Origin of the sequence: Ruegeria sp. A3M17, from assembly GCF_003318255.1 — a bacterium.
In the GTDB taxonomy this organism is placed as follows: domain Bacteria; phylum Pseudomonadota; class Alphaproteobacteria; order Rhodobacterales; family Rhodobacteraceae; genus Ruegeria.
This window is the reverse complement of sequence record NZ_QOCF01000019.1, coordinates 64695-90006: the sequence shown is the minus strand read 5'-3', so window position 1 is coordinate 90006 and position 25312 is coordinate 64695. Positions and strand designations below refer to the sequence as shown.

At 52.4% G+C, this 25312-nt stretch carries 16 protein-coding genes and 1 riboswitch; of the genes, 5 read left to right on the top strand and 11 right to left on the bottom strand.

Annotation, left to right across the window (positions count from 1 at the left end; all coding sequences use genetic code 11):
• Positions 1–532 precede the first annotated feature (532 nt).
• The 3 genes from DS906_RS11645 to DS906_RS11635 form a co-directional block, all read right to left on the bottom strand.
• Entirely contained in the window at positions 533–1825 is a 1293-nt protein-coding gene (locus DS906_RS11645; RefSeq protein ID WP_113790339.1) for a type II toxin-antitoxin system HipA family toxin, read from the bottom strand.
• On the bottom strand, positions 1825–2070 hold the full coding sequence (locus tag DS906_RS11640; protein ID WP_036560649.1) for a helix-turn-helix domain-containing protein: 246 nt from the start codon (positions 2068–2070) through the stop codon (positions 1825–1827). The genes DS906_RS11645 and DS906_RS11640 overlap by 1 nt, the downstream gene beginning before the upstream one ends.
• A gap of 97 nt (positions 2071–2167) precedes the next feature.
• A complete protein-coding gene (locus tag DS906_RS11635) occupies positions 2168–3031 on the bottom strand; it encodes a hypothetical protein (protein WP_113790338.1) in 864 nt (287 codons plus the stop codon).
• Positions 3032–4134: 1103 nt separating this feature from the next.
• On the opposite strand from DS906_RS11635, the gene DS906_RS11625 reads away from it, so the two are divergent.
• Both DS906_RS11625 and DS906_RS11620 read left to right on the top strand, forming a co-directional pair.
• Complete coding sequence (locus tag DS906_RS11625; RefSeq protein WP_199528553.1) at positions 4135–5049, top strand: Hachiman antiphage defense system protein HamA; 915 nt, start codon at positions 4135–4137, stop codon at positions 5047–5049.
• Entirely contained in the window at positions 5039–8164 is a 3126-nt protein-coding gene (locus DS906_RS11620) for a DEAD/DEAH box helicase (protein WP_113790336.1), read from the top strand. The genes DS906_RS11625 and DS906_RS11620 overlap by 11 nt, the downstream gene beginning before the upstream one ends.
• A 181-nt stretch (positions 8165–8345) precedes the next feature.
• On the opposite strand, the gene DS906_RS11615 is transcribed toward DS906_RS11620, so the two are convergent.
• Complete coding sequence (locus DS906_RS11615) at positions 8346–9620, bottom strand: McrC family protein (RefSeq protein WP_113790335.1); 1275 nt, start codon at positions 9618–9620, stop codon at positions 8346–8348.
• The gene (locus tag DS906_RS22490; RefSeq protein ID WP_113790334.1) at positions 9617–12574 is read right to left on the bottom strand and encodes an AAA family ATPase; all 2958 of its coding nucleotides are present in this window, start codon (positions 12572–12574) and stop codon (positions 9617–9619) included. Before DS906_RS22490 ends, DS906_RS11615 begins: the two co-directional genes overlap by 4 nt.
• Positions 12575–13230: 656 nt before the next feature.
• Between DS906_RS22490 and DS906_RS11605 the strand changes: the two genes are divergently transcribed.
• Positions 13231–14157 (top strand): Fic family protein, encoded by a 927-nt coding sequence (locus DS906_RS11605; RefSeq protein ID WP_158541316.1) that lies wholly within the window; start codon positions 13231–13233, stop codon positions 14155–14157.
• Positions 14158–14225: 68 nt separating this feature from the next.
• On the opposite strand, the gene DS906_RS11600 is transcribed toward DS906_RS11605, so the two are convergent.
• The 6 genes from DS906_RS11600 to DS906_RS11570 form a co-directional block, all read right to left on the bottom strand.
• Entirely contained in the window at positions 14226–17624 is a 3399-nt protein-coding gene (locus tag DS906_RS11600; protein WP_158541315.1) for an AAA domain-containing protein, read from the bottom strand.
• A gap of 493 nt (positions 17625–18117) precedes the next feature.
• Positions 18118–18540: a hypothetical protein gene (locus DS906_RS11595; protein WP_113790331.1), complete on the bottom strand. Its 423-nt coding sequence runs from the start codon at positions 18538–18540 to the stop codon at positions 18118–18120.
• 186 nt (positions 18541–18726) lie between these two features.
• Positions 18727–19017: a hypothetical protein gene (locus tag DS906_RS11590; RefSeq protein WP_113790330.1), complete on the bottom strand. Its 291-nt coding sequence runs from the start codon at positions 19015–19017 to the stop codon at positions 18727–18729.
• Positions 19014–20534 carry a YfjI family protein gene (locus DS906_RS11585; protein ID WP_113790329.1) on the bottom strand — a complete coding sequence of 507 codons (1521 nt, stop codon included), beginning with the start codon at positions 20532–20534 and terminating at the stop codon, positions 19014–19016. The genes DS906_RS11590 and DS906_RS11585 overlap by 4 nt, the downstream gene beginning before the upstream one ends.
• A gap of 416 nt (positions 20535–20950) precedes the next feature.
• Positions 20951–21616: a hypothetical protein gene (locus DS906_RS11575; protein ID WP_113790327.1), complete on the bottom strand. Its 666-nt coding sequence runs from the start codon at positions 21614–21616 to the stop codon at positions 20951–20953.
• 12 nt (positions 21617–21628) lie between these two features.
• Positions 21629–22801, bottom strand: a complete 1173-nt coding sequence (locus DS906_RS11570; RefSeq protein ID WP_369934725.1) for a tyrosine-type recombinase/integrase — start codon at positions 22799–22801, stop codon at positions 21629–21631.
• Positions 22802–23574: 773 nt separating this feature from the next.
• A riboswitch (cobalamin riboswitch) is annotated at positions 23575–23785 on the top strand.
• An 83-nt stretch (positions 23786–23868) separates the two neighbouring features.
• Between DS906_RS11570 and DS906_RS11565 the strand changes: the two genes are divergently transcribed.
• Positions 23869–24258 carry a DUF1636 domain-containing protein gene (locus DS906_RS11565; protein WP_113790325.1) on the top strand — a complete coding sequence of 130 codons (390 nt, stop codon included), beginning with the start codon at positions 23869–23871 and terminating at the stop codon, positions 24256–24258.
• Positions 24255–25310 carry a cobalamin biosynthesis protein CobW gene (gene cobW / locus DS906_RS11560; protein ID WP_113790324.1) on the top strand — a complete coding sequence of 352 codons (1056 nt, stop codon included), beginning with the start codon at positions 24255–24257 and terminating at the stop codon, positions 25308–25310. Before DS906_RS11565 ends, cobW begins: the two co-directional genes overlap by 4 nt.
• Positions 25311–25312: the final 2 nt, after the last annotated feature.

The window sequence follows — 25312 nt, the reverse complement described above, 5'->3', positions numbered from 1 at the left end:
TGACCGCCAGTGACCAAACGGCCGTTTGGCCAATCACTCAATACTTTGCTTAGCGCAATTCACCGCTTCAAGTGTGCGTTGAATATCCTCTTTAGAAGTAACCCATGTCGTTGTACCCCCGCCATGCCTCGCGCACCTCTGCCCATTCCTGATTTTGGCTGGTTTTCAGGCCGCTACACTTCCGCATGAAACGCTCACGGGCTTGGGTGAACTGATTAGGGTGCAGACACAGCCGAGCGCGTGGGCTGGACTGAAACCCGCAACCTCATGAAAGTCTGGAATCCGCCCTTCGCGTCGGATGCTGCGGTCGGCTTAAAGGTTTGGGAAGGGCTCTCACTTAGCCTTCGCTGCAATCCGCTCTAAGGTCCGCATTGGCGCCCCTCACACGGAAAATCCGCTGGGTCGAATAGAGCGAGGCCTTTGCAACCCAACAATCGTGGCGTTCTCCGGACCTACATACGTGTTACTGCAGGAATTCGGCCTGCCACCCGATATGACCCTCGGATCATAAAACGAAAATATGATCTGCGGATCATACGGCATGAAAGGCAACTGCACGGCGTCGTATGCCTGCAGCGATGGCTTCCGCCAAAGGCTGTGGAAACCCATCCGGCAGGTCTGCGAGTGTCTTGTCCAAGGCGGGTTCAAGCTCAGACGCGACGCCCGACAAGATCTCTTCCGCTAGCGCCACACCAAAACCTGCCGCCTTCGCAGCCTGCAGGAAATGACGCGGTACCACCTCGTTGATCCGGTAGTGTCCGTCGACGGCCATCGCGAGGCGCATCCGGTTCTGGCGGATTTGACCGTCATCCACGGCTTTCTGAGCGCTCAGCACATCGTAGAGTGGGGTCATGCGGAACCCGCCGGGGCGCAATGCGATGCTAAAATTCTTTGCGTGCCCGTCTGTCGCTCCCAAGAGCCAAAAAAGCACCTGCGCACGGAAGAACGCGCGCTGATCTGTTTCTGGGTCGTCACTGCCCGTCAGCAACCCGATCCCTTCGGTGATCCCCGGCCCGCCATCCATTTGATATTTCTGGCTGGGTGGAACTGTGAGCGCCTGACAAAAATCCTCCTGCGGCAGGCGGATCAAGCGGCCGTCTTTGGTCCAGCGCCGGTCAAACCGCGTCACAACAAGGCTCCGCACGTCTTCAAAGTCGGCAATCTCGACTTCAGCCACATCCATGCCCATGGCGCGACAGAGGTTCATGCAGAAAAATTCGTTCTCAACACTGTCAGACAAATCAATCCCCGCTGGCAGGACGCCAAGCTGCGTCTTTAGGATATGAGTTGTAGGGGTAAGTCCCGATGGACGTATCCACGCGCCCTCATGGCGCAGCAGCGCCGTTTTCTCCTGCGCCCCTGCGATGGAAATGCGAAAGTCGTCTTCCTCATCCAAGCCAAGCGGAGCGCTTGCAAGGTTGCGCAGCATATCCGCTATCTGCGCTTCAGATACTGGCTCACCCTCGAGTGCACCAACTTCGGGGATCTCACCCGAAACAAACTGCAAAGCCCCCACGCAATCGCGCCCGATCTTCTCCAGCATGTGCCATGCGTCCGTACCGCCAGCACGCACCCGAGCGGCAACGCGTTCGCGTATCGCCTGATTATCCGGCAGCAGGTTTTCCAAATAAGCGATTACAGGTCCGCCTTGGTGCGCCTCTTCGCGCAACGGCAGGGAGAGCGAGATGGGCATGGCGTGTTCCCACGACAGCCAGTCCGGATCATATATGAAGCTGATTGCACCTGAACCTGCAAGACGCAAGGCCCCCACCAGCCTTCCATTCAGAAGCACCTGCATCGTGCCACTACGCCCGTGTTTTGCCATCAGAAGATGTCCTCAATCTCAAGCGAACCACCGCGCTCCACCAATCGGAACTCAAGCCCAAGCGCGGCCATGACGGCGAGCACAGTGGCGAGCTTGGTTCCCGCGTCACCATTCTCGAGCGACGAAATCGTCGCAACGCGCAAATTCGTGCGCGCGCTGATATCGCTTTGGGTCCAGCCGCGCGCTTTGCGCGTCCGGCGGAGTGCCTCGCCGATCTGCTCGGCCGTTCGTGCTGTGAGGTCCATGATGCGGCTCCTTTTACGGCACAGCGTAAATCAGAACAAATTACGCTACAACGTAAATATCTACTTTTTACGCCACAGCGTAACAACCGAGCCACACTCACGCCTGCAGCACCGCAGCGCGAACCTGTTCGGGCGTCACCATCCTTGACGCGATCAAGTCCTCGATCTGCCGGTTTGTGATGTGGCGGCACAGGGGATGGCGCTCGTGGATCCACTCGGCGAGGCTGGCGCGCCCCTTGGCTTCGGCCTCTCGCGCCTTCTCGCGGTCGGCTTGGATCTGGGCAAGCCCCTTCTCCCATCGGCGCATCTTGAACCAGTTGTCCGAGAAACAAACCTTGCTGCGGGTGTAGCCCTCGATTTCCTTCGCATAGGCTTTGACCGCCTGCTTCAGATCATCGGGTTTCACTCCGGCTTTCACGGCCCCTGCGATCAGGCGCAGACTGGTTCGCCGGTCTCGGATCCTGTCCTCAGGATAGGCCGCCAGGATCTTCTCAGATTCAAGATCTTCGACCTCCGCCGCCGCCTCGCGCTTGCGCGTAGGTGGTTTATGGATGGTTTTAGGATGGTTTGGGGTCCACCGTGAACCCCGTACCCCGTTCACTGTGGACCCCGTACCGGGTTCAGGCTGGACGGGGTTCACAGTGACCCCCGTCTCAATGTCGGGCTCGGCCGTGGGTTCGAGCGCAGCCACGCGCTCCAGAACGATACGGTAAATGACGGTGTAGCCGTTCTTGCAGTGCCGCCGCCCCGTCTCGATCAGAATGCCTTCGCGCAAGAAGTCGATGATGGTGCGCTTGACCGTGCTCTCGCTGAGCTCCGTGTGGCGCTGGATTGTCCCCTTGGAACACCAGATACCAGAGCCGTCGTCGCTCGCCTTATCGGCCAGGAACATGATGATCTGCTTGCGCGCGGCGCTGCCAAAGCGGCGCTCGGCGCATTCATTTGCGATGCGCCAGCTCATTGGACCACCTCACCGGTCCGAGGCCACGAAAAAGCCGACTGAGCGTTTGCGAAGAGACACTGGCCCATGCTAATGTTCGGTGAAAGCTGACAGGCTTTTTCTATTTGGCCCCGGTTCACAGTTGCCGCTGTGACGGGGCCTTTTTCGTTTTGAACCGGCGAATTTGGCTTTGAAACTTTCGCTTTTTGTTCACTTTTTGTCAGGGGGCATTTTGCGCCCCTAAGCCGTTGTTTTTGATTTATCTCTTTCTGGATTGCAAATCCGTGTACACCGGTTCGATTCCGGTACTCGCCTCCACGTTTATAAAATAAGTTGCTGTTTTTATTATATTTCCCTGCAACCATCACCACAGCGCCGGACACGTACCCGCCCAAGACTGCAAGTCAATCAATTTGCCGGCAGCCTTTTGGCCAACTATTTTGAAAAGACTTTATGTGACTATCAGGGCCTTTTTTGCCTCGCATGACCGAAGAATGCCTCCGTGGCTCAACTAGTGGTACACGTCATTCAAAAAATAGCGGGTCCCCGCGAGAATGGCTTGCGAAACCAACGAATTCCCGGCAAATGAGAAGAGCTTGTAGGGCCATAGTCGTGCCTGAAAGCATCAATAGCTCAGCTGGTAGAGCAGGCCCTTCGCAAGGACAAGGCCCAGGGTTTAAGGCCCTCTTGAGGCACCACTTTCTCGCTTAAATGTAACAACTTTTGGCCCAAAGCTGCCGATTGCCGCGCCAACGATGAGCGCCTGTTTTCGCCAATGCACGACGTGCGTAACAGGTGCAGTTTCAGATTTGCTGAAAGTATGAAAACTTCAGGCATTTTCCGGAAAGCGGTTGTACAAGAGGCGATGGCATCCCCCGAGAAAGCGGTGCCCCAATGCCAATGACATCCACCTCTCTCCTGCTGTTTTAGCATGGCGGCAATGTGATCCACGCCAAACTGGGATTTCTTCATTCAACAAGTCACTAGTTGGGACAGACACTACCAATACGGGTATCAAGATAAGACCTGAACCATTATTCCATTGCCATGGCGAAACATACATATAATTGTTCAAGCGACCAACGTTTGCTCAAAGATAACAAACGTGCTCACATGCTCCAAAGTTGAAACAATTTGAAGTAACCACATTGATAAATTCCACTGAAAAAGTTGCAAAACAACAAGATAGCATAGAATCGGATGCGCCGCATATGAAGTGGCTTAAGCCTCGGTCGGGATCATACACAACCACAGATGGTACTCCCATTGAGGTTTGGGATTTCGTTTATCCAGAGGATTCAGAGGCCTTTTCACAATGGGCGCGCCATTTCCGCAATCACTACTGTCCGGACGAACATATCGATATCCTCAGGACGCCCGAGCAAACTCGAGGGCAATATCTGACCGAAGTCAAGTTTCCGACTAAGACCGGAGGTCTAGGGCCAGCAACAAGAGCTGGCGATTTCGGGGAAATTTTGGTTGCTGATTTTTTGCAATGGGTTCGTGGATACAAGGTACCGCGAGTGCGCTGGAGCTCAAAAATTATTCAAAACGAGTCACCGAAAGGAAGCGATGTAGTCGGTTTTTTTTTGAACGACCCAAATGGCCCCCAAACCGAAGACAAGCTAGTGGTTTACGAAGTGAAAACAAAGTTTTCACAGTCAAAAGAGAACAGGCTTCAAACTGCAATCAACGACTCTGCCAAAGACTACCTTCGCATCGGAGAGTCACTGAACTTCATTAAACAAAAGATGCTAGACAGAAATGATATGGAAGGAGTCTCGATGGTTGGGCGCTTCCAGAATCCGACCGATAATCCATATCTGGAGCAGTACGGTGCAGCCGAAATAATTTCAACGGAGTTGGAGTGTCTAGCAACCAGCTGCGCGGCGAACTGTCAGGCTGTTCCCGTCAACAAAGGTTCCGAAAAAGTTGCTCCGCATCCATACCTAAAAAACCTTGAACTCATCGTGATTTCTGGAAGTGAACTAATGAAGCTCACACATAGACTGTACGAGGTCGCTGCTAATGAGGCCTGAAGCTACATCACGCAAGGTTTTGGGCATTACTCAAGCTAAGGCAAAAATGTATGAGTACGGTCTTCCAGTTGACAAACACATCTCTATCCCCGCCGATCCTCAAAAACTGTTTGTATTAACTATCGGTTTGCTTGGTGACGTTGTATCCCAGATTGCTGGTGGTGAAGTTGACGAAGTCAAACTTTCGGAGCTACAGATAAACGCAGCCTTCTCAGCTAGTTACTTCGACTCATTTGAAGGATCGAAGTTGAATTCCAGCCTCGATCCTTACACTAGACTGCTCGGAGCCACAGCATTCTACTTGGCTAGTCTGCCGGGTAGCGCAAAGGTATTGTCTTCAAGGTTCGAAGACGATGAACTTTTTGCTGAGGGTGTGGAAAACCTGCTTTCTTGGTTAATTGAAGGAAACTACGACAAAGACTATGGCGGCGGAGAGGGAGAATTCAGCCCGTTGCTTGATACGTGCCATTCTTCTATCCAAAAATTTTTTATTGAAGGCCAAGGAGAGGAACAGGCCGCATTTGCATCGGATAGCTTGCGCAATTTCGCGCACGATCACGGAAGCCCACGCCAACTCTTATTGGCCGATTGCGTCGCTGCAGTCGTTAAAAGAAAGCTTGAAAACTCGAGCTGGTATTCCCTTCCAAATTACACCGACGCAAGCCGGGATTCCTGGGCACCGATGCTAAGTGGGTCGAATTCAGTTCCTGAACTTTGGCCAGCTCAGCACTTACTCGGCAAAGCCAATGTCTTTCGAGGAGATTCTGCTGTTATCCAAATGCCTACCAGCTCAGGTAAAACCAAATCTGTAGAAATCATTATCCGAAGTGCATTCTTCGAACGTGGAAATCTGGCCGTGATTATCGCCCCCTTTCGCGCCTTGTGTCACGAAATCAGAGATGAACTTGCATATGCGTTTAGTGACAGTAGCGCGGATGTCATCGAACTCTCCGATGCACTGACTACAGATTTCGAACTCAATGAGTTTTTTGGCAAAAAACAGATCGTTGTTCTGACACCTGAAAAATTACTGTATGTTCTTCGGCTGCACCCAGAAATAGGTCCAAAAATTGACCTGGCGGTTTTCGATGAAGGCCACCAGTTTGACAGCGGTACACGCGGGATAACTTATGAACTTCTGCTAACGACATTACGAAGCTTGCTTCCCGACACTTGCCAAAAAGTTCTAATTTCAGCAGTGATAAAGAATGCCCCTGAAATAGGCGAGTGGCTTAATCGAAACGAAAACGTGGTTTCAAGCACCCTTCTAGCCCCCTCAAGTAAGGCGGTTGGCTTTGTAAGTTGGGAAGATCCGCTTGGCCGAGTGGTATACGTCTCGAATACAGATATCGACTCTGAAGAGTTTTTCGTTCCATGGGTCCTAGAAAGAAAGAAACTACCTGAACAAAAGAGGGACAAGAAGGAACACTTCTTCCCAGAAAAAGAAGACCCACAGTCAATCGCTATTGATTTAGGTTTGAAGCTTTTTCCTAACGGCGGAGTCGCAATTTTCTGTGGACGAAAAGAGTCTGTTGTCAAGGTATGCCAAAAGGTCGCTAACCTAATCAGACGCGGAGCACTAGAACAAACTCCGTTGAGCGTTTCAGATACCGACGAAGTTGAGAAACTATCGAATTTGGTGAGTAAGAATATAGGAGAGAAATGCCCAACATTTAATGCATCACAGATTGGAATATTCTCGCATCAAGGAGACACACCTCAAGGGATTAGATTGGCTGTCGAGCACGCTATGAGAAGTGCGAAAATCAGCTTTGTTGTGTGCACATCGACCTTGGCGCAAGGAGTCAATCTTCCCATCCGATACCTAATTGTTTCAGGAGTTCGCCAAGGCAAAGATAGAATAAAAGTCAGGGATTTTCAAAACTTAGCTGGACGCGCCGGGCGTGCCGGAATGCACACCGAAGGCACTATACTGTTCTCGGACCCAAAAGTGTTTGATGGGAAGAATAAATTCAGAACAGCATGGCGCTGGGAAGAAACAAAGCAACTCTTTGATCCCATTCAGTCGGAGCCATGCATCAGCAATTTGACCTCCATTTTTCATCCACTGCAAAGCCCGGACAGAAGGTCGGAAATCGCAATGGATGCTCTCGACTTCGCAAAGGCATACATAGACGATCCGGAAGCTGTTGAAAGTTGGGCCACCAAAATTTCAGATTTGCACCCAGACATCAAGTTCGAGCGAGCGGACTTATCCAATCAAATTCAATGGAGAGCCAGTTTAATATCTGCAATTGAGAGCTTTCTTGTTTCAAACTGGCCGGAAACTGAAGCAGCGCGAAGCCAAGATTTCGCTTCTGAGTTGGCCAAAGGTACGCTCGCCTATCATTTGGCAGATGATGAAACGCGTGCGGCCATCTTGGAACTCTTCATTTTGCTTTCAGACAACGTTTCTGTTGCTATTGGCCAGCTACCGCGGGTTAAGCATTTTGGGAGGACCTTATACGGTCTGCATGATGCCAGAGCCATTTCGTCTTGGTTAGATGCTCACTTGGCAGAGCTTCGGGAAAAAGAAAGCCTCGATGAACTAGCTGATTTAATATGGCCATTGCTTGCAGACATCATTCGAAATGAAACCGCAAAAAAAATATCAAAGCCCGATTTACTACCTCATGTTATGACAATGTGGATAAATGGTCATTCGTATTTTGAGATATGGAATTACCTAACGTCTTTGGGGGCGAAACTGACTTGGGGTTCGAACTTCAGGAACCTCACGGTTCAACATATCGTAAACTTATGCGATGGTGCGTTCGCATTTGACGGAACGTTAGTCATTGGTGCGATCATCGAATTAGTTGACCAGCAACAATTGGATGACATGGACGATCAAAACTTGATCGAGCGTCTTCAACTGTTCTTAAAAGCACTCAAGTACGGATTGCCAAACCAAACTTGCGTTTCTTTACATGAGATTGGCTTTACCGACAGAGTGGTCGTACGTCATTTGTTCGACGCTTTGGGACAGCTTCTGATTGAAGACAAACAAACGCTCAAAAGTATTTTTCGCAGCAATCCTGAAGGTTGGATGTCATCAGTGACTGTATTCCCCTCGTACTTTGTCGAGAAGATGCGAGGGATATGCCAACTTTAGATATGCTCTCAAAGCTCTATAAGGTGTCATGATATTTTCGTTCACAATCTGTAATTAGAGCTTGAGAAACGTTCCGCAATTCCCCCGAGCCCAAGAAGTAAAACGGATCCCGTGAACGTTGAAAATCTGTCCTGCGTGCCGCGCTTTCGAAACCTTCTGTGACCATGGCTGAGGGCCTTGGTCAGTCGTTTCGATTTTCAAAAAAGAGCAACCGAAGATGCTGGATGATCTGATGCGGACGACCGACGTCCACGCATGCCGCCTGCAGCAAGCGCCTAGTGCCGGCCACATTCCATTCCTTCAGCACACCCGGTTCACCTAGGTGGCTGTCCCATGGAAAAAGAAGGATCAGCCGATCGGCATCGTAAGCATGGGCGTAGGCGAGCATCTGATAAACATCGGATTGTGAAACCTGCCGGTTCCTAGCGTCTTCAGTATCAAGACGCTTCCACTTCGTATCAACGATCACGGGTCCATGTTCGGTCTCTATGACCACATCGGGTCTGAGTGAAAATGCCCCAGCCCCCCCAGGAAGGTGTCTCAAAGCAAAATGCCTGCGGTCTTGGAGACGAACAGGTAATGGTGACAAAGCGCGCTTTAAGCTTCGACCAATGAACTTCTCAAACAGGTTGTTCATCGGGAAGAGCAGAGAGAACCCAGATGGCCCGCCAGAAGCCGTACTCTGCCAATCACCGGACAAAAACAACTTTGCAAGACCGTACACGCTATGGAACGCCCTATTTGTACGGTCCAGGCGAACCGGCTCTGCAAGCGGTCTAGCGCTGGTTCCTGCATGCTCAAGTCGGCTTAACAACTCATCCAGCCGCCGAAGGTTTTCGGAAGTTCGAGCAAGTTTTGCTAGCCGGAGTACCGCCGCCTTCAGAACCCGGTTGATCGGAGTATCTTCACTTAGCTCGTCAAACCTGCACGCCAGCCGGTCCGGGCGCGCTGCGTGTATCGTCAACTGGCGCTTTACAAGCAGACTGCCGCGGAACACGGGAAGGTCGTCCTCTCGCTCTAAGTATTGCCGCGAAAGGCCATGCTTAACTGCTGCAAGCAATCTCTCGCAGAACAGACGGATTAGCAGTTCGAGCAGGTCGTGCCTTTGGGTTTGCAAAGACGACAGTTCACCTTCCGAAACGCGCAGGTCATAGGCGACGGCAAGCATGCGAATTAGTGCACTGCGAACGGCGCCGTCTTCGCCTTCAATTTTTGGGAGTATTTCTAAAGTAATGCCTGGGATCGACAGAATTCCCGTGACCTGCTGGGCTCTCAATCCATGATGGGTTCTGGTCAAGACACCAGTTTCTGGCAACCTTAATTGGCGCGCAGCTTGTACCGCCAAACCGTGCAGTTTGTCGGCTTGAGTTTCTAGAAGGCCGCCATCCCCTACGCGCAGTTCCTGCCATTCGCGCCGAGTAATGGTTGGTAGAGGTTTGGACCCGAGAGCAGTCATTCAGAATCGACCGGCTCTGCACCAACAATGGCTTCCGCATATGCCGCTAACCCGTATGAGCCTTCGCTTAAGTAACGATCCACAAACTTCCAACGCTCCTCGCCATAGTCATCGATTCCGGGTGGCGTCGGGATTTTTTCACGCCGCAAGAAGCTGTCTCCACCACCAAGCACGGCCCGAACACGGTCAAGGTCCTCATGGAAGTATTCGCGCAGAAGAGGCATTATTTTGTTCGACATAACTGCATCGAGTTCAGGGAGGGTCGTTGCGCCCATCAACCAGGCGTGACCAATAAGTTGGTCCGTTCCAAGGAACCATTCCAAACGCGAATTTATGCTTTCGAGCACAGACGCGACATCAACGCCGTCAATCTCTTTGAGGACATTCGGCTTCGGTGGCATTGCCACGAATTGAAAGCGCCGTCTCAGGGCGGTGTCGAGCAGAGCAATTGACCTATCAGCCGTATTCATTGTCCCGATGATGTGAAGGTTTGATGGCAGCGTGAATGCCTCGCCCGAGTGCGGCAACGTCACAGAGATTTCGTTTGGTGCACCGGATCTCTTGTCCTCTTCCAGGAGCGTTATGAGCTCACCCATAACCTTTGAAATGTTAGCGCGGTTAATTTCATCGATAATCAAGACATGCGGTGGCGGCGGCCCTGCATCAGTTTTGACTTGTAGATAAGGTAACAAAGCTTCCCAATGCACAGCTTTGGGCGTCAGACCGTAGACAGACTGTTGTGAGAAGTTTCTGTCGAGGACATCGGAAACAGGAATTCCATCTCCGGTCTCGTCTTTCCAAATCCAGCGAACTGCTCGATTGTGGTGGTATTCGTCAGTTTCGCGCCTTACAAACCGATATGGGCCGGCTACAACACCTACTGCTTGGAGCCGCTTATTTCCGTGGCTCGCCAGAATAAGATCGCCCTCTGACATTGCGGCGCGCAGCTGAAATGGAAAGAGGATATTGGGATTGTTTCCGTGCGCGTCTTCCTCGCCGGGCTCCTGACGCCACCGGGAAGCTATCGCGTCATAACTACTGAATTCAGCGCCCGACCAATCGACGTCACCACCGTAACCAAGCAAAATGTGTCCCTGTTCTAGGCACTCTTCACGTAAATAGTCATCTTCGGGATTGTTGCTGCGCCCCAATGAAACTTTGAAGACCTTCCGTCCTGTTGGGTCAAAGGCCTCTCCTGTCGTGCTTGGTAGCTTTCTTGCTCGCTCTGCGATCCTTTTGAGCACACCATCCACAGGTTGGAGACGAAACCCTGTGCTCGAAGTCTCGTCGTCGCTTTCTCCAGTTTCTGGTCTCAGCCCTTCAACAAACTCTTCGTATCCATACGTCTGATGAAAAGTAACGAATTCGACCCTCTTTTGTTTTACGAGCTGGTCATAACGTTCCCGTAGCTCCCCATTTTCAGTGGGAGCCAGGCCATCACAGATTTCCACGGCACGCCATGCAGTGACATATGTCTTCCCAGTTCCCGGGGGGCCGTAGAAGATAGTGTTGAGAGATTTGGTCCGCATTGGGTACGCCTCTCGGCGTTCGATTGCGGCGTTCACATCAGGCAAATCAACCAGCTTTCTCCCTGCGACCTTCTGATATGCCTTATTGAGCAGGGTCACCAAGGACCGGGGCGCTTTGGATAGATACGCGCCTTGATTTAATTCGAGCTTCCGATTGTAGAACAGGCCGTGGCCGTCTTCGGTCTCCAAAAGGGCGCGCAGTTCTGGTCCGATTTCCGGGTCCTTGAAAAACACATAACGCGCTAGTTCGGGATCCAGAGGTTCGAATTCACGTAGTTGGACGCGATAGCCAGGTTGGTCTGCCCAATCGGTGTCCGGGAGGCCCACAAACTGATCATTCACCTCCTCAGCAACTACGGACTTGCCTGTGAAACCGAGGTTGTCTGTCAGGTGCAGGACGATATCACCAGGTGCCACCAAGCGCATGCTTGAATAGATGTCGTGCCCTTTGTTGTTGCGTTGTGGCGACCAGAGCGCCTTGCCAAGACGGTGCTCCCCCGACTGGCGATCAGGCCTGTCTTTTACGATCGTCTTTTCAATCCAAATGTTCAGCCCCTCGGTGGGTTTCTCATTGCCGGCGCCAGTCTTACGCTTTTTTGAATCTTTGTCCTCTTTTCCCCATCTCTCCCTTAGACTCTTGTCATAGAAATCAATCTCTGATGTGCCGTATTCTGTTTCCAATTTCTTGCGGATTGAGAGGATTGTTCTATCCAAATTGCATGGAGTTTTATTAATTTTGAAGAAGTCCTGATCCTGATCTAGGATTTCAGCAAAAGAGCTGTAGAGTTGCTTTTTGTGATTTCTGCTGCAAATCCGCTCGAAATATGACGGATAGCAAAAATACAAAAACATGTGGCGAAACGCTCTAACCGAACTGCCATCATTGCTTGCGACCCATTCACATAGCTCCCACGGGGCGTCATCGAACAACTTCGCACATTGCTCGTCCGGCATCTGTTTCCAAGCAACAAGCAACTCAATAAGAAAACCGTACTCATCAGGGATCTTTGTAAGAAATGCAGTCCCTGGGTTGGCGACGCCAGCCAACGCGTCTGCATTAAGGGCCGCAGTCTGCGGGAGCCGGTCACCCGAAAGCTCCCAGACCTCTCGAATGCGGTCCGTCTTGGTCGCGGCACCAAAGTAGCTATCGCCGACGAACATAAGCAACAACCACAACGTCTCAGCTGCGAGTTTGGAAACTTCCGGTCTTGCCCCTTCTAATTGAACGGCGAGCTTTTCATAGAATTTTTGATCGCCCAAGATTGGGTTATCGACAAAATGTGTCCTTAGCTCAGCAAAATTTTCTGCGGTCCAAAGTACCAGATCGGAAAATATGCTGCCATTGCCCAGTAGACACCTGGTCTTCCATGCGCCCGCCTGAGCAAGAACTGCTGGTGTTGTTTCATATCCCGTCCAAGTCGCCATTTTTTATCACAAATTTCCGTTCAACTGCAATTTCGTGTCAACTATAACGAGCCAAACGCGGCATGGTAGTGGATTGTGTCGAACCAATATTACGACGAAGCTGTCAAGCCCCAGATTCGTTCGCAAACTCGCTCGAACCCGGAATGGCTCGTACGCCGGCCGTGCCGAGAGCGTCGAGGGGGTGGGGTTTGCCGGGTTTTAAGGGTTTGGTGCGGCTACTTCTCGTAGCGCTGGTGGCCATAGAAAGCGCTTACAGGCACAAGTTAACACATAGGTGCTTAAGCGACCTGCGTCGGAAGAACGATTAAAACTCATACTCCGACATCTCAAACTCCGAATGAGGTTTGTAAAGTCTATGAAAACAATGATAAATCACCCAAGCTAGTTTTAATGGAAAGCCTTGGAAACACAAAACTATGAGTGCGCAGGATACGGAACTTAAACTCCATTTCTGGAGAGGCGGGTCACTTAACGCTGAGCGTCTTGCTGCTTCGATCTTGAGACTCGAAGGTTTTCGTAATGTTGAGCCCCAAGCCCCGCTGGGGGGACCTGACGGGCGATGTGACATCTTCTGCAACAAAGGGGGCTATACATACGTTGGAGCTGTTTACTTCCCTCCTACCGAACAGGATTTTCAATCTGTTGGGGACAAGTTCATGCATGACCTTGAAGGTGCCATCGATCGCAATCGTTCAGCATTTGTTTTTCTGACCAACCAACGCCTCACGCTTGGAAATCGAAAAGAGCTAAAAGAAAGGGCGAGAAAACAAGGGATTGAGTCTGAGGTCTACGATGTAGAAAAAATCGCAGGTGTGCTGAATAACCCGACGGGCTATGGAATACGCGCCGCTTTTCTCGGGATTCCGATGTCTAGCGATGAACAACTCGCTTTTTTCGCACAAAGAGAGGGAACGCTTGAATTAGATCTAACCCTGCACATGGAAGAGATAAAAAGGGTTGCAGAAATGGTGCGCCGACTGAGAGCACAGAGTCAGCATGTGGCGCAAACTGTAGCTTTCGCCCTGGGAGGAACGGCCGAAGAAGGCTTTGATGAACTTTTGAGATCAGTGGACCCGCTTTCTGTTGGCGAACTGACGGCTGAACCGACTGCAGGGCTCATATCGAACTCAATTTCACCTGAAATTATACTTCTCATTCACAGAATGGTGGGGTTCGAACTACCTTCTCGAACCATAGGCCGATTTAGAGACGCCACAGTTGAGATTCGTAAGCTTGGGGATGAGACTCCGTATGTGAAGCCACCCGATCATACGCTTGTACCAACGCTGCTAATCAAACTTTGCAAAAACTGGTTGGAAGAGATTACATCCGCGCAGAGCGAGAAAGAGAAGCTGAAAGCCATCGCGAAGTTCCACGCTGACTTTTTGAGAATTCATCCATTCTCGGATGGGAACGGTCGCGTTGCTCGCGCCATAATGCTGCAGCAATGCGTGGACGTTTTTCAAGTGGTCGACATGAGTAAACTGGATCGTGGCGCAGAGTATGCACGAGCTTTGAGCGCAGCCGATGTCGGCAACATAGAGGCACTTTCAGAGATTGTTAGAAGGGTCGTCGCCAACTAAGGCGGACAGTAGTATTCAACTAGCGTTGGAATCTTGACTTAACATAATGGACCCTGTCGGCCTTGCGGCTAATTCTCTCGACCACCGAGGCTCTGAAAAATCGTGTTAATCTCCGACTCCAAATGCTGGCCTCTGTAAACAAATGAGGTCTCGTGCCGCGCGTACTTTCCGTATCGATCGGCGCTAAGCCAGTTGTAAGATCCAATTGCCAACAAGTTGTCGTCGACTGCTACGATCTTGCTATGCAGTCGAGGTACTTCGTGAAGTTGAACTCCGATATTGGCGAGGCTGTATTTGGCCAATGACATCTGGGTTTGACCTTCATTTGTCGTATGGGAGTTTAGAAGGGGATCTGAGAATACATCCACCTTGGCACCCCGGCCTATCGCCTTTGCGAAAGCGGTTAGGAAGCCGACGTTCTCCATAGTCCGTGCAATGATCCACGGACTGACGATCGAGTATTGGTGCCCGTTCCCAGCGAGGGCATCAATCAAGAACGCGTCGTGCTCTGCAGCATCGCGAAGCATCTGGAGCTCGCCACTATCATCCTGCAGATCGCTCCTGGGCTCAGTTTCAAACTCAAGTGCATTCTCCGTTGAGCTGAAAAGGAAATCACCAAGCATCGAGCGAGGTGATCCCGGAGAGGCAGTTGCCAAAACGTCCATGTCCCCGAAGACAAGACAACTGTCTTTAGCGCGGGACACAGTAACATTGAGCATGCTAGCCGAGGCGTCGATGAAATTGCCATCTGCATGTTTCGAGTAGACAGGAGAGAAGATAACCACAGGTCGCTCTGCACCCTGTAGTGAATGAACCGTACCGATTGTCATACCATCGCGTAAATCGACGGAGATACCTCTGTTCGCACAGGCTGTCCGAATTTCACGCACTTGTCGGCCAAATGGCGTCACGACGCCAACAATTTGCTCGAGGCGTGCCTGATAGCGGCTTTCCAATTCCGATCTATTGGCATCCAGCCATGCAGCAATCGTCCGAGCCTCAAGCAAGTTTGCGCGACTACTTCCTATTCGAATTGCTCGTCCATCTACGTGCAAATATCCTAAACCCGGCAATTTGGCGTCTGGGGGAACTGGACCTCGAAGTGGACGCAGTTTGCCTTTATAACACAGTGCATTGCTGTAACCTATGATCTCGTCATAGCAGCGCCGATGTTCAAAGAGGTACAGCCCTTTCTCAAGTTCTGAATATGGTGAAACCTTGCAAGCTTCCTGCGCAATCCTCATGGCGCTGCCGGACGTTGTGCAAAAACCTCTCGCCGACAACTCACTCCAATCTTCGTCGTTTTGGAGCAACCCAACTTCTCGTAGGTTTCCGACATCTACCGGCTTCGGTACGGATGAGATGGGTTCAATCTGCCGAGTGTCGCCAATCACAAGAGCACGTTTAGCCAGAGAAAAGCTCGCCCCGGAGACTTCCGGCAAGACTTGTCCAGCCTCATCCACAATCAACAGATCAATAAAGCTATACAGATAGTCTTTCGCCCATTTACCTCCGGTTTTGCGACTGTAAGTTAATTTTCCCGGCAAGCTGGCGAATGTGGCAACAGCACAAGGTGTTAGCATCATGCGTCTATGCCAGCGAGGAACGAGCGTCGCCTTCCCTCTCTTGTTTGAGGAGCCTGCGATGCCTGCGAGGTCTTCCTCCATAGACAGCAACCAACGCCCTTCCCAATAGTGCGTTGCGAGCAGAAATAGTCTAAAGCGAATGCTCAAATCGGCGGCGCGCTCTAAGTCCAAGTCTTCCACGGCTTCGTCAACAGCACATTTCGCGCGATGCCAGCGTTTCTCAGCGTTCGCGAGTGCGACCCGAAGACGACGAGCATTTTCTAGGTCCTGCTCGGCCTGTTTTGCCAACTGCTCGACAGAACGAAGTTTTCCAGTGACATGAGCTTCAACGTCCGCAACACGATTGAACCCATCGGCGTCCGGCATGAACTCGTGGATCGTCTGTTGCGCCGATAACACCCGTTTTCTTTTGATGGCTGGCAGAAAACCTAAGATCGCCGTTACTGAAGACTCGGCTGCTAGATGCTTTTCCAAGGCAGTTTTTGCGGCTTTGATCCGTTCATCGTTACGCTGTGCCTCTGCTACCGCCTCAGTTAGCCTTTCTTCTGCTTCGTTAGGGTTCTCACCGAGAACCGCTTTTTCAGCTTCCTTTGCCTCTTTGAGGGTCTTGGCAGCCTGATCCAGTTCGGAAAGCTTCTGTGCCTCTTTTGCCATTTCCTTCTGAATGGTTTCGACAACGAGCTCTACGTGAGCTTCGGACAGATCAGAAAATGCGAGCTGCGCTTTTTGAAGATACTCTTCCTTGGCTCGTGAGAAATATTCGACACTTTCGCAGGCTGTTTGAAAATCTTCTGTTTGATACTTCTTTGCCGCTTCCAACTTACGAGAGTGCGACGGAAGGAATATTCCGAAACTCCAGATATCTGGTAGCCATCGTCCGGCAAATGGACCTTCTCCCTTGGCGAAGTCTTTTCCAAAGGCATCAATGATGTTTGTAACCGCCTGGTTGTTGGTGGACGCAGCAACGACGATCGGCGGTTCCTTACCTTTGAGTGCAGCTTTGATCCATAGGCTAGCCACCGCCGAAAGCAGCATTGTCGTCTTGCCTGTGCCTGGCGGTCCATTCACGGCGATAACTTCCGCAGGAGACGTCACGTCAAGGTAGGCCAATACCTGACGCTGATTCTCAGAGAGAGGAAAATGCGGATTGGAGTGGCCTAAGCGGCGACCGAATTCACTCTCAACCTTAGGGTCCGGAGGAGATTTCGATTTGCTAGGAACAGCGATTTGCCCCAATAAAGGCGCATCTGGCTTCTCACTAAGCAACTTGTCGTAGAGATCTACGATGTTGCGGATTGTGGCACTGGCATCTTCCGCCAACTCGAGAAAACCGAAGCCCATAGACTGGTAGTCTTCGTCGCCATTCGGCCAGCCGTCTGCGACAGCATCAACCATTTGACGACAGTGCCCCAGGTATTCTTGCCACGCGTTTTCATCGATCATGTCAGGCAAGGGTGTCTCGGTCAGAAAATCATCGAGGTCGTCAACACTACCGATTGAAAATTCGCCGGATGGAAGCGGTGAGAGGACATCTCGTGCCAATGCGTTGCGCAATGGGGTGATCTGGCCATCACGATCAACTGTTGCTTCCGTCACAACTGGTGCAACGATCTCGGGTAAGCCGTCGACACGCGCTGCGCCGTGCGAGGACTTTCGAGCCATGACGAGCGGCCAAAATCTCACGGCAACGTTCTTGGCCGATTTTTGGCCCCCAAAGACCCTTTCCAGGATTGCATCCGGCAGTGTTCCCGAACGGACCGCCTCCCCAGGCACCTCGATGAACCGTTTTCGGTCCCGTTGGGTGAACTTACCGTCCCCTAAGGCACTGTCCGCTAACGAAACACGCCAATATTTGAGGATCTTCTCTGTCTTTTTGTCCATAATTCGCTTTTTCGCCGCGGATGTACGCGGTTGATTGATTGGTAGCCGAGCCGACAGCATAGGTAAACCGACGAGTCGGACAAAAAACCGAATTGAAATGCTAGCGCATTGTTTTGGAAAGATTATGGCGCAGTGGCGTTTACTTAGCCAGGATTAAAGGCTCGGGACTTCACTAAATCGCCGCGATATCCTTACCTAAAGCCTACGGAAGTGAACGAGAATGGATGGATGGGGCGGCAGGCATCTAGCAATGCTGAAGTGCCCCGTCTACTGGGAGCAGACGAAACGCTTCCTTAAAGGCGAAAAAAAACCCGCTGCCTGAATACGAGATTCCGGAGCAACTCCGAGGATTAGCACCAAACCGCTGGCAACGCATTTGTTGGCAGAGTTTTGCGATTTGTTCGCTTTTCGCCCATTGTAAAGAAACCACGATTGGCGGCCTTGAGTTCGCCACCGTCGTGTTACTCCTAACGTTGTTCTGACAAACTCAGATTTAAGCTTTTTCCCAGAGTATGAGCTGCGTTGAGTCGGGATAATGCCAGGAAGGATAATCCGGTACCGTTACCCGCAGGCCAAAATTCATACAGGCCTGCTCTAATTCTTTTTCATCTAGATGGTTCGCAATACTAACCCACACAGCGGGCTTACCGTCCCTATTCCAAAGTGACGTCTTGTGATCCGCGGGCAAGTTAAGTGGGAACTTAACGCTCGCTCCCTTTTGGTATTCAGGATGTGCACGCCCCAGAAGGCGACCCCACCAGCGGGTCCCGCCAGCCTTTGTCAGTCCAAGCGTTCGCGCCCAGATTTCACGCATTTGCTCTCCGATTTGAAGCGCCGTTTGAGGGTCGGATTCAGTGAACCGTGCGGCAAGGTCCATGTAATTCTCTGGCATTGAGTCTTGATCAAGTTTGCTCATTTATCACCTCTGATTTTTTCTGATTTTCTGGCAGACATCGCGTTTTAGAACCGAACCTATCGCCAACAACAATAAGAACTCAATCCTCAATCCTCTGAAAAATATACACTCTTTTCTAACACGGGGAGCGAACTACCCGCATGTATCTCAGGCACTGAAAGGACCCAAGTCCGCCTTTTCAAAAATTCAGAGTTCACTTCCAGATTTGCGGGCCAGAAACTCTGCCAGAGCTCGCGGAAGCCCTCCATCATATTCCATAATCGCAACACGTTCCTCGAATAGGTCTTCCGGCAGCGATAAAGGTTTACAAGCGGGAGGAGCTCTTTGCGGCATCTGCGGCAATTGCGGCAATTGCGGCAAAAACCTTGTCGGCTTCTTAGAATTTGAAGCCCTATCGTTTCTCTGATCTCCCGCAACGAAAACTTCTTCCATGTTTTCGAAACAAGCCCTGACGGCACCGTATCTTGCATCGCTCATCTCTCATTGCCGGAACGCACAATTCGCCAAAAAGTTTTGCTGTTTGCCCCGTCGATAAACTGCTTACCTTTTCCGCGTACAAGCCAACCGTGTGCCTCGAGCTTTTGGATGCACTGCGACAACGTGTTACCATCGCGGAGATGGCCAGGCCCCTTTTTCATAAGCGTCCGCTTGTCGACAAACTCCCCACCCCAGTTGTTGTGAAGCCAACGGCGTATCGTTTCAGCATCGCACAGATCCTGCTCAGGTCGACCTGTGTCGGTGATCCGCTGCATCTCCGATAGGTACCACTCCATCATTGCAACACCATTCACCATAGCTTGCGCAGCGACCTCGTCGGCTCCCTCGTTTGAAAAAATACTTTGGATACCAGCGATACGGGCCGCCATTTCGGGCGCTTTCGCCGCAAAGCCAGACATGTATTCGAATGCACCGCCCTCTCCCGAGGCGCTTTCAACCCGGTTGTAAAAGACCTCCAGCAAATTGCGGGCCTCATCTGAAAGTTTAAGGCGTCGTGGATTTAGTTCAGCGCGTGTATCAGGGTGCAACGGAAGTTCGAGACCCAACAGCTGGGTCACCCGCGCATCAAAATTCGCCAACAGCAACTTCGCCAGCTCCAGAAGCTCTTCGTGTGCAGCGCCTTTTCGGATCATTCGAGATCCAATCTTGCTGCTTGGCCACGCGACGAGAACACGAGAGAGGAGGCCTTGATCTTTCATCGTCGGGTCGCCAACCACGCTCTGCGCCACTCCAGGCTGGATCATCAAATGAAGCGACACACGTTTCCCGCAAAGCCAGACGGGTTCTGCCGACGCCCTGCTTTTGCTTAGGGGTGCCCCGTCCCAAAGTTTAGAGAAACCAGCGGCAGTTTTAAGGGCGTTCTCGCGTTTCATGCTGTGGCCACCAAAAAACTGCCCACCCTCGTCTGTCATTACAGCCACCGAAGGATGGCCGTTCTCCAACTGTCGGAAAAGTCCTTCAATCGTTGGATCGCTAATCCTGATCGCGGGAAACAGCGGAGGTTCCGGCGGGAGGTCCAGGTCTTCACCATCGAGATCAGTCTCAATTACCTCAAAGTCTTTCGAGGAAGAGCGTCTACGACTTTTTTGGTACTCGAGCTTTTCAGCTTCGTATTTCCTCTTTTTACGGGTGTAGATGCGCATGCGTTCCTGATCAATCCGGCCGATTGCGGCCGTAGCCAATGAATCGCAGGCGGACTTGCGTTCTCCTGACTGAGCCACCGTCAGTGCGAAGCAGCTGATAGGGACATATCCTTGAAGAGTTTCCACATCCGCAAACGCTTGCGTGGCAACGCTGGCAACCGTCAAAACACTTTGCATTGCAATAGCGTCTGGCGCTTGAGTAAGCATTGCTATGGCCTTGCCAGGGTCTGCCAGAGGACCAAGCGCCTGCCAAGGAACAGGTTCCGCGTCTCTCAACTCCCCAAACAGAGGCGTTGGGTCCATTTCTTGCGCGGGGGCATAGCTTTCCCGTTTGCTGAACTTTGCAGTTAGCATTCCTAATCTCCAAATTGTCGATAACAGAGCTTCTTCGCTCAGATTTTATTAATAGGGGTCGGCGCCAAAGCTAGTGGCAGAGCCAGCGCGAATTGAGATTCAAAGTCTAGCACCTTAGCAACTCATACCCTGCCCATTGCCTACCATTATGCGGCTTCTGCAAGGCTGGTCTCCCAGGCCTCAATTGAGGAGAGCTTCCAACGCGTGCACCCAGGGGACAAGCTGACAGCGCGCGGAAAGCCTGGGTTTGATCTGTGCCAGCGCCACACTGTCTGCCGGGTGACATTGAAGCGAACAGCTAGATCAGTGTCAGAAAGAAACGTTTCGTTCATTGGTTTCACCTTTTGTTACTGCTGAAACCAACATGTCTACGAAGTGCGGTACCCGCAAAGTAAATGAATTGACGGCCAGTTATTTTACCGAAGCCTCAGGCGAGCTCGATACAAGTTCTCAAAGCGTTTTGCTCTGCTGTCCTGGTGAGCAAAGCCTTCTTTGAAAGCCATCTGACGCGCGGCCTCTGGGATACTGAGTCCCCGAACCACCATGACGCGCATTTCATCTAGAACTCCAGCGTCCTTGCGCCATTTCGGCCGGATTTCGACTTTTCTGCCCGATTTTTTCTTTACCTCAGCCGGCTCCAGCACTGCTAGTAGATCAGAGATCTCCGGCAGAGGTTTCGACATAATATCCGCTGTTTCAAAAAACTTCTGGAAGCGCCGGAGCTGATCCTGGTCGGGGCTTTCCATGCCGGCACGTAAGTTACTCCATCGCTCGGCAAACTCGAGAAATTTGACAGGAATTTTGATGCCGTCGGAGTTCAGAAGCCCCGACAGCGGCCCTTCTTCCAGCTCTTTACGCAAGCGTGCTCTCACGTTCTGATACTCGCCTATAGCTTTCAGGCGATCAATTTCGCGTAGCGCCGCACGTTTTGCCTCGATTTCTGGGTTATTGGTCTTCTTGCCTTCTGGTACCGGATGGAGCGTCTCTTCAATTTCCAATTCGTCCATTGCAGCAATGTAGTATTCCTTTGTCTCGAGAAGCTCGTTGAGCCCCAAGTTTTTCAAATGTTCTACCTGCGCCATTGCCTTGCCTCTCTAGTGTTTCCCCAGCAAAAACTGCCCCCAAGCCTCCATCATCGCTCGGCGCTTTTCCAGCTGGTCGGAGCGATCATAGGCTTGCTGGACCTTGTTTCCCACTTTGTGTGCGAGCGCGATTTCTGCCATATCCCCATCAAACTGCGTGCGTTCTGCCACCCATGTACGAAACGTCGACCGCAACCCATGTGGAACAGCGGGCTTGTCGCTGCGCGCATCGATAAACCCCTTGTAGTTTTCTCGTTCATCCGCGGCATGGATTTTCCGCATAACCGCCGCAAGAGACGCATCGGAGAAAGCCCCGCCGCGGGGGGCCCAGAACACCAGCGGGCTATTTGCAGTGCGTGGCAAAGCCTGCAAGATGTTTAGCGTTTGAGGTGTCAGAGGCACGTGATGCGGTCGGCCGGACGGGCGGATCTTGGAGGACTGCCGACCGGGCTGGATGGTCCACAGCCCACGATCTAAGTCAACTTCATCCCAAGTCGCAAAACGAATGGCGCCAGTACGCGCAGCCGTTAAGGCCTGAAATTCTAACGCACGCGCGCTGATTCCAGACCGTGCCTGCAAGGCGGCAAACCATCGTGCTGCATCATCAAGTTTTAGGGCCGGGTAATTCCGCCCACCAGTTAGCTTAGTTGGGGCTGGCAAAACCATGTCGAGATTGCCGCGCCACCTGGCGGGATTTTCTCCGCTGCGATGTCCGGCCACCGTCGCGTAATCCAACACCCGCTCGATCCTTTGCCTGACTTTCGAAGCGGTCTCGGTCTTGTCCATCCAGATCGGCCGGAGTGTCTCCAACACGTCCTGCAAAGTAATGTCGGTTACGGCCATATCCCCGAGGGTCGGGATTGCATGCCTTTCCAACGAAGCGCGCCACTGTTTGCGATGTAGGGCGCTGTTGAATTCGACGGTTTTCTCTTCCGCGTAGGTTTCAACCGCCTGCTGAAATGTCAAAAGCCTGCGTCGGGTGGCTTGCCTTTCTGCAATGGGATCGATGCCTTGCCTCAGCATATCCCGCGCTTCGCGCGCATATTCGCGAGCCTTCGCTAAAGGAACGTCTGGATAAGGCCCTAAGCCGGCCTCCCGACGTCGCCCATTGTGGCGGTAGCGAAATACCCAGGACCTTGCGCCGGTTCCGGTCACTTGCAGTGCTAGCCCGGCAACGCCACCCACAGCATGCACGCCTGGGTGCGAAAGACGTTTGACCTCAAGAGCCCCCAGCTCCTTAGCCCGCTTCGGCAAAGGTCTGCCTATTATTCAAGCAGGGAATCGAACTTGGCATAAAAACCTATCCCCCTCCTACCCATCCAAAAATATGTGACACACTGCTATTTCATGCGACAGGTGCGGACAAGGGGTTTCCGGCAACTTATTGAAAATAAATCTAAATGAGACCGTTTGCGACAGCGTTTCGCAAGTGGTACTCGCCTCCATTTGTTTCCAAGCAATTAGCTTTCTGCTCTGCTGTCACAAAGTCGGGCGTTTACAGTTTGATATCAGGTGTTTCCTGGCTTCCGGAACAACGCATCAATCGGCGGTGATGTCTGAGGCTACATGCCTAAGTGTGTTGAAAGTACTGCCAAAGGTTTAATACCCCCTGCTTTGAACAAGCGACGTAGCGTATAGTGCGTGGGGTGGTTGAGGGAATTGTTTTGCCTCTGCCCAGTCCGTTCCAGTTTGCTATGTATATAGCCCAAAGGTTTGCACCAAACGCGAATGCCCAAGGCGTGCTTGTTGCGATTGCGGGTCCAGCGATTCCATTTACACAACCGCACTACCTGATTGCCAAACCGAGAAGCGCTCAATCATCTGCAGCGGCCGGGCAGAATTGCGCCTGGTTGCGTGATCGGATCGCATCGGATGCCGCTGACTGACTTCGGCAAGTCGCTTTTCTGACGTAGCGGGTTTTCAAACCCCAGTCGTGCTTGACAAGCCCCCTGCCCGTGCCGCATGTCGCATGCGTTGGTGTCCATCCCCGGATGGATGAAAAGGGAATGTGCCAGCGGTTATTCCGCCAAGCACAGCCGCCCCCGCGACCGTGACCGGAGAGGGTGCCCAAAGCCACTGGCCCAATAGGCCGGGAAGGCGGGACATCCGACAGAGGCCCGCCTCTGACATCCGCAAGCCGGGAGACCTGCCAGCACCCGAAGTTGAAACCGGGCGGGGTGTTCCGGTGTCGGGTCCATGTGCAGACGCGTGGCCCGCATGAAACCCCGTCCCCCGTATAAAGGATGAGGGGGATGAGAGACGTGACCGAGACCGCACCAGTCGAGTTACTGGTCTGCACGACATGCCGCCGTGGGTTACCTACCGAAGATGACGCCCAGCGACCCGGCACTTTGCTGCATAAAGCACTTGAACAGGCTGGCTTGCCGGACGGCGTCGACCTGAAACCGGTGGAATGTCTGTCGAACTGTGATCAGGGATGCTCGATCGTTTTGCGTGGCGGCCCGTCCCGATGGACCTTCGTTTATGAAAACCTCGACGAAACCGACCATGTCGAGACCATCGTTGAAGGCGTCACCAAATATCTGGCCGCTGAAGACGGTCTGGTGAAATGGCGCGAACGCCCCGAACATTTCCGCAAAAACTGTGCGGCCCGCATTCCCCCGATTGGAGCCCTGAAATGAGCAATCTCGAAAAACTCCCCGTCACTGTGATCACTGGCTTTCTCGGCTCGGGTAAAACCACGCTGGTCAAACACCTGATGCAGAACCCGCAGGGCAAGCGCCTGGCCGTTATCGTCAACGAGTTTGGCGATGTGGGTGTAGATGGCGATATCCTGAAATCCTGCGCCATTCCGGATTGCCCGGCAGAAAACATCATGGAACTTGCCAATGGCTGCATCTGCTGCACCGTGGCCGATGATTTCATCCCAACCATCGAGGCACTGATGGCGCTGGAGCCGCGCCCCGATCACATCCTGATCGAAACGTCTGGACTGGCGCTACCAAAACCGCTGCTAAAAGCCTTCGACTGGCCCGATATCCGCTCGAAAATCACCGTTGATGGTGTGATTGCGCTGGCCGATGCCGAGGCCGTCGCCGCTGGTCGTTTTGCTCCGAATGTCGAAGCCGTGGACGCCCAGCGCCTGGCCGACGACTCGATTGATCATGAAACGCCGCTGTCTGAGGTGTTCGAGGATCAGATCTCCTGCGCGGATATCATCCTGCTGACCAAGCCTGATCTGGCCGGCCCGGAGGGTGTGGCAAAGGCCAAAGAGATCATCGCGGCCGAGGCCCCTCGCCCGCTGCCGGTGGTTGAAGTCGCCGAAGGTGCCGTGGACGTGCGCGTCGTGCTGGGGCTGGAAGCGGCCGCCGAGGATGACATGGACGCACGCCCTTCGCATCACGATGGCCATCACGACCACGAGCACGACGATTTCGAAAGCATCATCGTCGAGTTGCCCGAACAGACCGATCCGGCCCAGCTGGTCGCCAACATTGAACGTCTGGCCAATGAGCTGAACATCCTGCGCGTCAAAGGCTATGCTGCCGTTCAGGGCAAACCCATGCGACTGCTGGTGCAGGCCGTTGGTGCCCGCGTACGTCACCAGTATGACCGCCCGTGGGAGCCCGGCGAAGAGCGCCGCTCGCGTCTGGTGGTCATTGCCGAGCATGACGACATCAAAGAGGCCGCCATCCGCGATATCCTCGTGGGTGTGACCGAGGCCGCCGAGTAAGC